This window comes from Bacillus sp. H1a, assembly GCF_000633475.1.
Lineage (GTDB): Bacteria > Bacillota > Bacilli > Bacillales > Bacillaceae_G > Bacillus_A > Bacillus_A paramycoides.
This window is the reverse complement of record NZ_AYMH01000054.1, coordinates 1-13,939: the sequence shown is the minus strand read 5'-3', so window position 1 is coordinate 13,939 and position 13,939 is coordinate 1. Positions and strand designations below refer to the sequence as shown.

The following is a 13,939-nucleotide window of genomic DNA, read 5'->3' as shown; positions in this document are numbered from 1 at the left end:
CCATTTTAAAAGTATATGGCAATCCCTTTATCACACGCTTTATAAAGTATTGTAGGTATCTTCATAGGTATCGAAATAAATCCATGACAAAATTAGGGGTATGATGTACATAAAAATCCCCTGGTCTTATCCGATTTATTTCATTAAATTTTTCCTATTTAGTACCTACCGCACTCACAAAAAGCACCTCTCATTAATTTATATTATAGTCATTGAAATCTAATTTATTGAAATCATCATACTATATGTTTTGCGAGAAGTAAAGGTGCCATACTTTAGTCGTACGCACATTTACAGACTAGTTCCCCGACTTATTGCAGATGTTTTCTCGTACAAAATTACATACAATTAGTTTGTAGAACATATTATGGAGGGATTTATATGACAGACTTTCAAAAACAATTTTTCACTAGATTATATATACAAGAGAAAGAATCTGTGTCATTCGATGATGTAGATGATATTATGTATGCGATGGCACAAGCCGTCCCTTTTGAAAACTTAAATATTTTTCAAAATACTTTTACTGAAATCTCAAAAGACAGCCTTCACCAGAAAATTTTATTAAACAACCGGGGTGGCCTTTGTTATGAATTAAATCCCACTATGTATTACTTCCTTAAAGATTGTGGATTCGATGTTCATCTCGTTTCAGGAACAGTTTATAACGCTGCAAATTCTATATGGGCTGTTGATTCAGGACATATCGCAACTGTTTTACAACATCAAAATGAACTTTACTTAATTGAAGTAGGTTTCGGATCATATTTACCTCTTGCCCCTGTTCCATTCTCAGGTAAAGTTGTTCATTCTGTAACCGGCGATTATCGTATTCGTAAAGAAACGACCGAAAAAGGAGCTTATATTTTAGAAATGCGTAAAAACAATGCGTTTTTAGATCAATCTTCTACTGATAATTGGACCGTAGGCTATGCATTTTACTTAGAAGAAGTGGATGAAACAAAGGTAAATGCAGCGCAAAAAATTATTGTAGAGCACGAGAAATCACCATTCAATAAAGTCCCTTTAATAGTAAAGCTAACTCATGATGGGCATGCTTCATTAACGAAAGATAGCCTCACTATAACAAAACAAGGCAAGAAACTTAAAGAATCACTTACAGAAGAACAATATACAAATCTTTTACATTCAACGTTCGGTATTTCCTTATAACCTTTAAAGCCTTGTCATTTCCGGCAAGGCTTTTCATTTTTCAGCAGGGATTTTTTGCAATTTGTTGTATTTCATAGTTATATAGGAATATAACTACATATTAGAAAGGAAATGATTATGACAGAACTTAAAGATCGATTACAAATAGCTGATAAAGAAAAATGGGATTTAACGGATATTTACCATACAATTGAAGATTGGGAAAGTGATTATAAAAAAATTGAAGTATTGACGGATGAATTGAACGAGTTTAATGGAAAGATTCATGATGGAAATAGTCTACTTGCTTACTTAACAAAAAGTGAAGAAATATCTAGCATTTTATCAATAATGTTTGCTTATGCAAGGCTACAATCTGACCTTGATACACGTGATACTGCCTCCCAAGCTCTTGTCGATAAAGTATCACAGTTACACGTAAAAGTAAGTGCGGCTAAATCTTTCTTTTCCCCATTCTTACTTAGTGTAGATGAAAACACATTACATTCTTACATAGAAGAAACAGAAGGCTTACAATATTATAAAGAAGATTTATTCGAATTATACCGTTATAAAAAACACGTTTTAAATAAGGACCAAGAAGAAGTTTTATCGCAAATGGGTGAAGCACTGTCCTCTCCGCAGCATACGTATGGCATGTTAAATAATGCAGATATAGTATTTGGTGAAATTACTACTGATGATGGGAAGAAAGTAAACTTAACGCGTGGAATGTATTCAAAGTTAATAGAAGATGAGAATCGTGAGAAACGTAAAGAAGCATATAAAGCGTATTACAAACCATATGTTCAGTTAAAGAACTCCATTGCTTCTACCTTATCCGCAGCTATTAAAAATAATGTTACTGTTTCAAAGCTAAGAAAATATCCATCTGCTTTAGAGAAATCACTATTTGGCGATATGGTTCCGAAAGAAGTATATGAAAATTTGATTGATACAACGAAAAAAAATATTCAATCACTACATACTTATAATCATTTGCGCAAAGGAAAATTAAATGTAGATGAACTAAGACAATACGACTTAAGCGTCGATTTAGTAAAAGGTGTAAAACAAGACATTCCATATGACGAAGCGTTTGACATAATGATCGCGTCACTAGCTCCTTTAGGTGAAGAATATATTGAAACATTAAAAAGCTTTAAAGATAAGCGATATATAGACGTGAGAGAAACACCTGGAAAACGTTCTGGTGCTTATAACTTTGGTGTATACGGTGTTCACCCTTTCATTCTTTTAAATCATCACGATGATTTAAATAGCCTTTTCACCCTTACTCATGAATGTGGTCATGGCATGCATACGCATTACTCACACGGTTATCAGCCAAGAATTTCTGCACACTATTCCATTTTTGTCGCAGAAGTCGCTTCTACAGTAAATGAAGTACTATTAATTCACTATTTATTAAAAGAAGCAAAAGATACGGATGTACGTAATCATTTAATAAATCATTTCATCGAGAAATTTAAAGGTACCTTCTTTACACAAATCATGTTCGCAGAGTTTGAAAAAATTACACATGAAATGGCTCAGCAAGGTAAACCATTAAACACACAAGTCTTTAGCGAAGTTTATGAAAACTTATTTAGAGAATATAATGGCGACTCCCTCGTATTTGACGAAGAAGTAAAATACGGATGGGCTAGAATTCCACATTTCTATCGTCCATTTTACGTGTACAAATACGCAACTGGATTCGCTTCTGCAATCCAAATTGCTGATAAACTTTTAAGCGGTGACCCAGATGTTCAGAAAAACTATATCGAATTCCTTAAAGGTGGTAGTTCTGATTATCCACTAAATCTTCTAAAGAAAACTGGTGTAGATTTAACAACGCCAGAGCCAATTGAAAGTGCATTAATTCGCTTCAATGCACTAGTCGAGGAATTTTCAACATTATAGAAAAAAAGAATGCAGATATACTCTGCATTCTTTTTCATTTAAACCACTCACTTTATTCCAAGTGCTGTTGCGTTACACAGTGAATTATGCCACCATACGTATACAATTCATTTACATTAATACCAACAATTCTTCTACCTGGAAATTGCCCTTCAATAATTCGATGCCCTAACCTGTCATGTTCATCACCGTATATAGGGACCAATACAACTTCGTTTCCAAATTATATACAACAATATGCACATTCTCTCCATAATGAAGCTCCTTTGCCATCGTTACCCAAATATCATCTAACTTAGCTCTGTAACCTTCACCTCTATGAGTTCTATCATGAGGCCATTGGATCCATGTCCCCTCAGGTTTTTCCCATTCCGCAGGCATATAAAACAAACTACTTTCTATATTTCCCATACTTGTTCACCCCTTCTATTAATGTACGTCCAGTCTATACTTTGACATAGTGTTAAGGGCAACTATAATTCGTATTACATTTTAGTAACTGGAATGCAAATTTGCGTCACATACTCCTCTACTGAACATTCACATTCAGGCCCTTTTACATACACTTCATATAGCGGCGCATCAGTTATATAACCATTCTTTTCAATCCACTCTTCTAATGCCATATAACCGTAGCCTATATAATCATAACTTCCATAATGCATCGTAGTAACAGTTTGATGCTCTACTAGCTTTTTTATCTCACATTCTCGGGAAGATTCTTCATTGTTCTCATACATAATCGGAATTCTTAATTCAATATCACTGCGATTTGGAATATACTCTTCATCGTAGAATACAGCAGAAGGTGAACCGATTACTGTAAAACAATTCATTTGTACTTTTTCATATAAAGAATGAAAATAGTCGTCCATATCATTTATATCGATTTGTAACCTTTGAGTAATTACAGTTATTTCTCCTCTCATTCCAATGAATATATCGTATGTTCTATGCTGAATTGCATGTAAATCTCTATTCATATTTATCATTTCATTCATTTCAGAAATAACCTGTAAGTGTTGTTTCACTTCATGTGACAACTCTATAATTTGCGCTCGCATATGTTTAATAAATGAATCTTGATCTGATGACTGAAGAATTATTTTAATTTTCGAGAGAGGAAACTTATACTCTCTTAATTTTTTAATTCTTAACGCTACTTCTAATTGCTCCTGCTCATAATATCTATATCCATTTACCGGATTAACATATGCCGGTTTTAATATCTCCTCTTGGTCATAATGTCTTAACATCCGCGTACTCATTTTACAAATCCGAGAAAATTCAGTGATTGTGTACATATACATGCTCCTTTAATGCTTTATCTTTTATAAGCCTATAAACACCTTCTACCCTTTTAAGCAAGTACACCTGTAAACATGTATTAAAACCAATCAAAAAATTTCCTAATTGAAAATTCCTCATTTTGATTCTTCAATCTTTTTATTTTTGAAGGTAACAAATGATTAGGACAATACCATGTTAAACAATTAATGGCTCCTCCCATTGTTGATATCTCTCCTACATGAACTTGAATCACATGTTTATCAGTATGTTTTTGAATATATTGAAATACTTCTTTATCCCTAGCTAATCCAAACTTAGGAACGTAGATAGTATCATTTGTCTCTAACATATTTATATATAAACCTTTTGCTGATGCTATCTCTTGATCATATTGCCCTTTCTCTGTATATGAGGAAGGAACAACTATAAATTCAGCTTCTGGCATTTGTTCTTGAATGATTTCTTGAACGCTATGCCTAAATTCATGATCCCCTAGAAAATCACTAATAAACATTGTATGATCATCAATAAATTTCACCATACCATCCGCATGAGCAAGTACATCTCCCGGTTCAGCAGGAATGATAATAACACGACTGACATCTAAATCCCATTCCAATTGCTCTATAATCTCTTCTTCCGTCCAATCATAATTATCATCAAATATGCGTTCCGTTAGTATAACAGTATCTTTTTTATTCCAAATAAGATTTCCGCCGTCTAATATCAATGGGGATGTCACATATTTAAAGCCATTTTCTCCTAACCACTTATTAAATTGTTGATTTAAATATTGTCCTTGATTTTTTGGTAAGTAATTTGGTTGATATTTAAATTTAACAAGGTGATTTGTTACAACTGGTGCAACATCTCTCAGCCAAATATCGTCATACTCAAAATGGCTTGTATGAAATTCTTGTTCTTCAATAGATAAAGATATAAGTTGATCTGTATATGCTTTATTTTCATTTAAGCTCTCATTAAAATAAATAAGATCTTCATAAAATGGTCGATAATATTCATTCGATTTATCTGGTATCGCAGTAAAAATAATCCCGCCCTGTATGTGTTCCATATTGTTCCCCTCACTTTTTATGATTAATTAGAAAAATGTCTTTATCACGATAAAAATTGCTATCCCTCTATTCAAATCTCCTATGCTTACTTGTTTTTTTTGAAACGTGCACATTTCATGAATGGATTATAGCACGGGGTAATATTATATATTTATATAAAAAATATAAAGCCGTGGTTGAGCGATAAATTGACTCTTGACAAACTTTTTTATAATAAATTTTTATTTAATAAAAACAAAAAAACAAAGATGTAATTATAAATTCATAGAAACTTTGTTACAGAAAATAAAACAAGGCAAAATAGATACCACGTTATCTATTTTGCCTATGATTAAACTTCAATTTACTACTTCAAACTAACGGGTTGTTGTTGTGTAATACAATGTATCATACCGCCATTTTTATAAAGTTCTCTCACATCAATACCTACTACTTTACGATCAGGATATAGTTTTTGAATGGTTTCATTTGCTATTTTGTCATTTGGATCATTATAATTAGGCACCAACACAACTTTATTCCCAATATAAAAATTCACATATGACCCCTTATAATCGAGAGTTTTCCCACTTTCTAACGTAACCTTATTTTTACTTAGCGGCAGGTATACATATTTATATTTCCCACCTGCAGCATTTTTTGCACGCATCAATGTATCAATATCTTTATTTGACAATCCCCATTCCACCAAATCATCTTCAGCCAGCGTTATAATGGTAGATTTATCGTGAAATTTTGCAAATCCATCAATATGAAAATCAGTAATATCTATGTTTGGTACCCCGTCTAACCAAATAAAATTCGTTACTCCAAGTTCACTAATATATTTCTCAATTTCCGCTTCTGATAATTTCGAGTTTCTGTTTTTATTCGTTACAGCGCTTCTAGTTAATAAAGCCGTACCGTTACCGTCTAATTCAATTGCCCCGCCTTCAAGTACAAATTTATACCAATCAATTCTTTCCACCCCTAATTGTTTACTAAGGTTTTCACGAATACGGGCATCATTTTTATAAGGCGTTTTCTTCCCCCAACCATTAAATCCCGGATCTAATATTTTTAGATTTTTATTATTATCATAAACAAACATCGGTCCACTATCCCTTGCCCATACATCATCAGTAGGAGCGATAAAAAAATCAATTTCCTCCATATTCAGCCCTTCATCTGTTAAAAGTTGATTGATTCTTTCTTTTTCTTCTTGATCATATGCAACAATGTGAACTTTTTCACCTTCAGTTAATGCACTTACCATTTCAATCCAAATAGGTTCTACTTCTTTTTTATACTCCTGTCCATATGTGTAATCATGTGGCCATTGCAGCCATGTGCCTTCATGCTTGCTTTTTTCGTCCGGCATTGTATATTTCCCTACTTTTTCTTGCGCCTCTACCTTCTCAGTATTCTCATTATCTTTTTCCTGAGCACACCCACCAATAATTGATGCGGATAGAGCCGCTACCAAACAAAGCGTTACTATTTTTTTCATTTCTAAACCTCCTAATTTTCTCTACAACAATGTAAAGCTTCACATAGTGTGAAACTCAAGCTTTTTTTCAATATAAAACAACATTTTTTTACATCCGACATAATATTCCACACATCTAGCTTTTATATGATGTAACTTCTTAATAACGGCCTAAATAAAAAATCGGTATGGACAATTGTCCATACCGATTTTTTATTATATAGCTACTACCTTTTTTCATTTCTATTACATATTAAACACTTAGTTTGCTTCTAACAAATCTTTTGCCATCTTTCTAAATTCTTGATTAAATGCATCGTTCATTCCATTTTGTACGTTTGAGAAAAGAATTACAAAAGTTCGTTTATCCCCATTAAAATTATTAAAAGTGTTCCAACCAGCTAGCACCCCATGATTATGATTATAATCTGGGTAAATGTAAAAACTAAATCCATATTTTCTAGCTGGTGATACAGTAAACATATCTGATAAGCTTTGTTTAGAAAGTAATTTACCATCCATAATTGCCTCATCTAGCCTTTTCATATCATCAACAGTTGTATACATTTCACCACAACCATATAACCAACTCATTTTTAAACGAGGCGTTGTTACTAACTCATTATTTTTTTTCGTATAACCTTCTGCTAAAAACATATCCCCAGGCAACGTTGCACCCATCCCAGATTCATGCATCCCAACAGGAGTAAAAATGTTTTCATTTACATATTCAGCGAGCGGTTTATTCGATATCTTTTCTACAATATACGCAAGTACCATATAATTATAATCTGTATATCGCCATCCTGTACCTGCAGGAAATTCAAGCTTTTGAGATCCAATCCATGTTACTAACTTTAAACGTGATGCTGCCTCAACTCTACCTTGTCCCTGCTCAGGTAACCCCGAAGTATGCGTTAGCAAATTTCTCAATGTAATATTTTTATCTGCTGGAAAGGACGGAATATATTTATTCACATTATCTTCTATGTTTAATTTTCCTTTTTCTCTTAGCTGCAATATAGATATTGCAACTACCGTTTTTGTAATGGAACCGATGCGATATTTTGTTCTTGGCGTTGTTAAAATTTGATCTTTTACATTCGCATACCCGTATCCTTTTCGTAAAACTACATTATTTTTATCAGCTACAAGGACCGTTCCATTAAATCCTTTATCTTTTAAATATTGATCTAGTTTTGTTGCTGCAATCTCATAACGTTTTTGCTGATTTGCATCGACTTTCGGTTTATCATTTTCAGTCTTATTCTCAAAATTTGAAAATGCCTTCAAATTATATTTCTTATCTTTATTTGCATGTATGAGTGCAGCGACACTCCCACAAAAAATAGCAAAAATAAAGAAAGCAATTAGCCATTTCTTACACATATAGGGACCCTCTTTTATCCAGTTTCACGTTATACTTTTCCATTCTATTCTTATTCTATATCTATTAATCTCTAAACATTTTATAATTATACCATCTATCTAATATTCATCCTATTAAACTAGATTCCTTTTTCTCACATTCAAATTTTGACTACTCTCTATTGTATTTCTTTTTTACAAAATTTCCACCTTACAATCGGATACATCTAACTTGAATTTCAATTTCTTATGTAACATTTGTTACACATCAGCAAAAATGGAGGTGCAGATTTGAAAAATACTGATAAACGCAATCGTTTAGGCGATTTGATGTTTCATTATCGAGTAACTAAAAAAAACATGGTTTTAATTGAATATTGCGGAAAACAAATTATGACTTTAAAAGGAAATCACGCTGAAAATTTTTTGAACAAAATAAATCGGGCAAATAACGAAAACGAAAAACAACTTATTATGGCTAAAATTACCGGCAATTTCAAAAGAGGAAATGAGCATAATTGAAATCAAATCTCATTTACATTCCGATTATACAGCAAATCTAAAGAAATTTACATTGCTAACATTCCTTTATTATTTATTTTTACTATATAAGCTAACGGCCGATATACTTAGTAATACAACTATACACAACCACGCATACGTATACCCTTTCTCATCTACAATATAACCAAATAAAACAGGTGCAACAATTATAGCAATTTGATTTAGTGTAAGTGCAAAACTCACTGTCATCCCTACAGATTCTTCACTTGCCGATTCAGCAACTTCAACCATAAAAAGACTGAACCATCCAATTGAAAAAAAACCTAATAATGCACTTACACCATACAATACTCCAACCGTTATTGTATGTATGCTTATAACGAACATTAGAATGAAACCGATAGAAATGCAGACAACTATAAATAAAGGTGTGCTTCGATTCCCCTTATAAAGCAAATCACTAACAGCTGCTAATACAACCCGGCCAATCATTCCGGAAAAGAACACAATCGAAAATACTTTTCCAGCTAAAATAGGTGTAATTGATTGTTCCATTACTAAAAATTTTATAAAATGTCCAACTAACACCATTTGTAATGAAATCATACAAATACCAGTTATATAAATTGGATACAACTCTTTTTTACACATCACTGCTTTTAACTGCATCCAAAAAGAGAGTTTAATACGTTCTTCTTTTACTTTCTCCTGAACATATGGTTCCTTATAAAATATGAAAAATAAAAATCCTCCAATTATACAAATGCATGCAATAATATTTATCGCATAAGCCACATTATATTTTATTGTAAGAAACGGAATCAATACTCCCGCTAACGTACCACCAATCGGTATACCAGCTTGCCTGATCCCCATCGCTAACCCACGATTTTCTTTTGAGAACCATTTTATAATCACTTTACTTCCTCCTGGCTGCGAAACACTATAAAACGCTCCTACTAATAAAAGTACAAAGAGTAATCCAGTAAATTCATTTACAGTATTAGTGAGTAAAAGCGAACCTCCTAGTAAAAAAGAACTTATAGAAATTAATAATTTTTCATTATATCGATCAAGTAACCGCCCGACAAAAAGCATACAAAATAGCGGTCCAATATTTACAATACTTACTAACAATCCACTCTGCATATTCGTAAGCGAATATTCTTCTTTCCAAAATAAAGCGAAAGCTCCGACACCATACGTTATAAGTGTTGCTGTTGCTTGAGTAATAGTCGCAAAAATTAACATAATCCACTTATAAGTACTATTCACACGCTCTTCCATTAACATGAAAATCCCTCCATCCCCTTCCATTGTATGAAATTTCTGATATCATATAAAATAAAGATTAATCATATAATCCATCAAAAAAATTGATACCGTGTTCGGAGGAATGATACGTGGACATAAAGGATTTAACTGTTTTTTACGAAGTTGCAAAAGAAAGAAATATATCTCACGCAGCTAAAAATTTAAACTATGTTCAATCTGGCGTAACAATGCGTATAAAACAACTAGAAAACGAATTAGGTGTGCCTTTATTTTATCGAAATGGGAAAGGTGTTACTTTAACTTCAAACGGTGAAATTTTATTATCATACGCAAAACAAATTATCCACTTAATGGACCAATCTGTAAAAGCTATCCAAAGTAACGGAACCGAGCCAAAAGGCATTTTAAAAATCGGATGTACAGAGTCTACAACTGCTGTAAGGCTTCCATCTATATTAACGAACTACTATGAGAATTACTCAAAAGTCGAATTTATTTTAGAAACAAATACGACGGAAGAATTAATTCAACTCGTATTAGACCGAAAGCTAGACGGAGCGTTTATCGCTGGAACTACTCAGCATGCTGAACTTCATACAAATGTATTTTGTGAAGAAGAATTAATTCTCATTAGTAAACATCCTTTATCCTCCTTTAAAGAAGTAGGAGACATGAATTTACTCGCTTTTAGTCACGGTTGCTATTATAGAAGTTTATTAGAAGGCTGGCTTCAAGAGGAAGGCATTTCACCTAAACGAGTATTAGAATTCGGAACAATTGAGGCAATACTCGCTTGTGTAAAATCCGGTATGGGCGTAGCAATTATGACGAAATCTATTTTAAATGTTCATGAACATGACGTATCATTCAACCCTTTACCAAATAACTTCAAAAGAGTTCCTACTACCTTTATTACTAGAAAAGATATATTTCACTCAGCTGCATTACAAAAGTTTATGGAGCTGATTCACAATGCGTGAAAAGAAAATACGTGGAATGAAACGAAGAACCGAAACATAGAAAAAGGTATACCCAAAACACTGGTATACCTTTTATCATATCCCACTTATTTTTCTTTTAAAACACTATGTAATCGATCCGGGTAATTTGTAAACATCCCTGTAGCACCCCATTTAATTAACAATCTCATATCTGGTTTCTCATTAATTGTATAAGGGTGAATTAGCATTCCATTTTCCCTAGCCATTTTCATATATGATTCATCAATTATTAGTTCTCCGTTATCATTACGTAAGTTCGGTCCAATACCAACTGCATACTTTTTAATTTCTTGAAAATCATCATTCGTTACACTTTTCGGCTCATGTGTAATACCAGACCATTCAACAATCTCATTGTTATCATTTGGATAATACCATAGCAATTGAACCAATGGAATATTCTCATTCATACTATGAATCTTTGTTAAACTATCTTTGCTAAATGATTGAATCATAACACGGCTAGAAGACATGTTTTGACCTATTAAATTATATTTTTTTAACAAAGCTAATAATTTCTCTTCCATTCCTGGATACACATCTGGTGATTTTGTTTCAATATAATACTTCATGCTTCTTCCGTACTTTTGAAAAATTTCTTCAAGAGTCGGAACTTTTTGACCAATATACTCTTGCTTAGCCTTTTCTGGGTAAGCTTTATTAAACCATGAACCCGCATCTAATTTTTTTATTTCATTTAACGTTTTATCTCGTACTTCGCCTGTTCCATTTGTAGTTCGATCAACTGATGTATCATGCATTGCAATCAATTGACCATCTTTTGTTAATTGAATATCTAATTCCAAATAATCCGCTTTCATTTTTTTCACAAGATCATACGAAGCAAAAGTATGCTCAGGTGCATGTCCACTTGCTCCGCGATGTGCAATATTTAAAAACTTATTCGTATCCCCTTCATGCTTTCCTTCTGATTTCGCATGAACAGCTCCCCCAGCAAAGATACTTCCCATCGTAAAGAAAATAACTAATACGCTAATAATCTTTCTCATCCTTCTAACCCTTCCTACGTTGCAAATTTCAACAAGCTAATGCGATTTACACGAAATAGAAGACATACTTTCATTATTTTTATAAGCCTATATTAAAATTCCAATCTTACATATATTCACTCTTTTATTGTTTATAAAATAGAAAACTCCTTTTATACTATTTAATCCCTATATTCCCTCCCCTTCACATGTAACATATCGCGATAGTACTCCCTATTGTGTATGGCCCATTCAATAAAAAAAGCCATAAATCATTTAGGCTACACTCCTGTATCCCTAAATAAATTTATGGCTTTTCTCAAATATCTCCGGCCTCTATCAACTTGTTGAATTTAATCATACCAAACCTATTAAAATTTGTGAATATTATTTTTTCAATAAAGTGAAGCTTTAATCAGGTTGAATTATCCATCTCCTACTGATTATTAGTGGAAGTTTTTACTGCTCATTAATGCAGAATACATTCTGTTCAAATTCTTTATAGTAACTTTCACTTGATATTTACGTATATCTACGTTTTACTTAATTACAAATTCTTAGTTTCGTATATCCTTACTTGGAACTTATTTTAAAGTATATTTGAAACTATACTTAACTTTGAAAACATGCATTATATTTTAGACAATACATTTTCTTGAAAAGTACGTTCTTCTTGATCTTCATAACCAGTTGAAACAACTTCTTGAATATCATCATGGTTAAATAAATAAGTGAAATCTGGATTCAGATAGCCTTCTGGATAAGGACATCCCATATAATCGAATTTTCTTACCTCATCCGTTTCTACTTGTTGTTTCCGCCCGAAAATCATGAGTTTCTTTGTACCTTCTTTTAAAATTACAATAGAGCCTATAGGGAGAAGTTGTGAATTCATTGTCTTTTCTCCTTTCTTGTAAGTTTAGTTTTCTTTTGAGAATGAGGTATATTTACATGTCCCGAAGCAGCCGTGGATTGTCTCCTTTCCTTCCTTGACAGTTTAGGCTTCTTTTGAGAATATAATTCTTTTAAATGTCGCGAAGTAATACCTTGTTTTTTGAAATCAAAGTAAAAATACAAATGTGTACTTAGCGCTAGGAAAACAACTGAAATAAATGACAAAATAACGATTAGCACAATCGCCATAGCTTTTTGGCTCAAAATTCCAATACTAACTTGACCAATCATATAACCTAAACCCGAAAAATATACAATTTTAGGAATTTTCACATCTTGATCAGTGATCCCCCTTAAGCGGGCTGTAAAATATTTAATCCAGAACAATTCAGATTTATAAATAATTAAACTATACGCCATAAGCGATAGAATAAAAAATAAAGGAGACTCTATTTCTACGAATTCGTAAGCTAACTTTTGCACAGCTATAAAACTACAAAATGAAATACTTAACGCAACAAATCCAGAATATAGTAAATGTTGCAATTGAGGCTGCCGAGGCTTATGAATAGAAACCCAAATTCCCCATAGATTACATATCACATAAAATGGAAAAGCTGCGTAAGAGTATATATTGTACGGTGGAAATATGAATAAAATGATGAGTAGAAGAAAATTCATGATAACCCACACAAAGGCCCCTACAATATTTCTTATATCAAATGGTATTAATATCCGCATACAATCATCTATGCTGTTGCCATTATATTTGTCCATTATACACCTCATAAAAATTAAAAAATTTTATCTAATACATTTCCAATTCCTGGTTTAACTCTATCTTTTACCGAATCCTGTTTCCCATCATGATTCCAATCACCTTTGTTAAATTCGATTCCATCAGTGAACATACTAATTTCCATAAAAACATCCAAGCTTATTCCACTCCAATAAAGGTTCCATTTGCTGCATCACTAATAAGAAATAATGTAAAAA

Annotated in this window: 13 protein-coding genes and 1 pseudogene; 4 read left to right on the top strand and 10 right to left on the bottom strand. The window is 32.5% G+C overall.

The window, feature by feature from the left end; genetic code table 11:
• Positions 1–381 precede the first annotated feature (381 nt).
• Complete coding sequence (locus U860_RS0123650) at positions 382–1,173, top strand: arylamine N-acetyltransferase (RefSeq protein ID WP_025150444.1); 792 nt, start codon at positions 382–384, stop codon at positions 1,171–1,173.
• A gap of 117 nt (positions 1,174–1,290) precedes the next feature.
• Entirely contained in the window at positions 1,291–3,078 is a 1,788-nt protein-coding gene (pepF, locus tag U860_RS0123645; RefSeq protein ID WP_025150443.1) for an oligoendopeptidase F, read from the top strand.
• A 52-nt stretch (positions 3,079–3,130) separates the two neighbouring features.
• Here pepF and U860_RS0123640 read toward each other — a convergent pair.
• The 5 genes and pseudogenes from U860_RS0123640 to U860_RS0123620 all read right to left on the bottom strand — a co-directional run bounded on the left by U860_RS0123640 (position 3,131) and on the right by U860_RS0123620 (position 8,301).
• Positions 3,131–3,489, bottom strand: a pseudogene (locus U860_RS0123640) (agmatine deiminase family protein).
• 74 nt (positions 3,490–3,563) lie between these two features.
• Positions 3,564–4,382 carry a MerR family transcriptional regulator gene (locus tag U860_RS0123635; RefSeq protein WP_025150441.1) on the bottom strand — a complete coding sequence of 273 codons (819 nt, stop codon included), beginning with the start codon at positions 4,380–4,382 and terminating at the stop codon, positions 3,564–3,566.
• An 83-nt stretch (positions 4,383–4,465) separates the two neighbouring features.
• Positions 4,466–5,443 carry an agmatine deiminase family protein gene (locus U860_RS0123630; RefSeq protein ID WP_025150440.1) on the bottom strand — a complete coding sequence of 326 codons (978 nt, stop codon included), beginning with the start codon at positions 5,441–5,443 and terminating at the stop codon, positions 4,466–4,468.
• A gap of 347 nt (positions 5,444–5,790) precedes the next feature.
• A complete protein-coding gene (locus tag U860_RS0123625) occupies positions 5,791–6,933 on the bottom strand; it encodes an agmatine deiminase family protein (protein ID WP_025150439.1) in 1,143 nt (380 codons plus the stop codon).
• A 240-nt stretch (positions 6,934–7,173) separates the two neighbouring features.
• Positions 7,174–8,301 carry a serine hydrolase domain-containing protein gene (locus tag U860_RS0123620; protein WP_025150438.1) on the bottom strand — a complete coding sequence of 376 codons (1,128 nt, stop codon included), beginning with the start codon at positions 8,299–8,301 and terminating at the stop codon, positions 7,174–7,176.
• A 270-nt stretch (positions 8,302–8,571) separates the two neighbouring features.
• On the opposite strand from U860_RS0123620, the gene U860_RS0123615 reads away from it, so the two are divergent.
• Complete coding sequence (locus U860_RS0123615) at positions 8,572–8,802, top strand: hypothetical protein (RefSeq protein ID WP_025150437.1); 231 nt, start codon at positions 8,572–8,574, stop codon at positions 8,800–8,802.
• A gap of 69 nt (positions 8,803–8,871) precedes the next feature.
• On the opposite strand, the gene U860_RS0123610 is transcribed toward U860_RS0123615, so the two are convergent.
• Positions 8,872–10,077: an MFS transporter gene (locus U860_RS0123610; RefSeq protein ID WP_025150436.1), complete on the bottom strand. Its 1,206-nt coding sequence runs from the start codon at positions 10,075–10,077 to the stop codon at positions 8,872–8,874.
• A 110-nt stretch (positions 10,078–10,187) separates the two neighbouring features.
• Here U860_RS0123610 and U860_RS0123605 point away from each other — a divergent pair, with 110 nt between their 5' ends.
• Complete coding sequence (locus tag U860_RS0123605; protein ID WP_025150435.1) at positions 10,188–11,039, top strand: LysR family transcriptional regulator; 852 nt, start codon at positions 10,188–10,190, stop codon at positions 11,037–11,039.
• Between the two features lie 86 nt (positions 11,040–11,125).
• Here the strand turns inward: U860_RS0123605 and U860_RS0123600 are convergent, their stop codons facing one another.
• The 4 genes from U860_RS0123600 to U860_RS35685 form a co-directional block, all read right to left on the bottom strand.
• Positions 11,126–12,070 carry a glycerophosphodiester phosphodiesterase gene (locus tag U860_RS0123600; RefSeq protein WP_025150434.1) on the bottom strand — a complete coding sequence of 315 codons (945 nt, stop codon included), beginning with the start codon at positions 12,068–12,070 and terminating at the stop codon, positions 11,126–11,128.
• Between the two features lie 610 nt (positions 12,071–12,680).
• Positions 12,681–12,944, bottom strand: a complete 264-nt coding sequence (locus U860_RS0123595; RefSeq protein WP_025150433.1) for a DUF4176 domain-containing protein — start codon at positions 12,942–12,944, stop codon at positions 12,681–12,683.
• Positions 12,941–13,732, bottom strand: coding sequence for a hypothetical protein (locus U860_RS0123590; protein WP_025150432.1), 792 nt, complete (start codon positions 13,730–13,732; stop codon positions 12,941–12,943). Before U860_RS0123590 ends, U860_RS0123595 begins: the two co-directional genes overlap by 4 nt.
• 5 nt (positions 13,733–13,737) lie before the next feature.
• A complete protein-coding gene (locus U860_RS35685; protein WP_162791013.1) occupies positions 13,738–13,878 on the bottom strand; it encodes a hypothetical protein in 141 nt (46 codons plus the stop codon).
• Between the last annotated feature and the right edge of the window lie 61 nt (positions 13,879–13,939).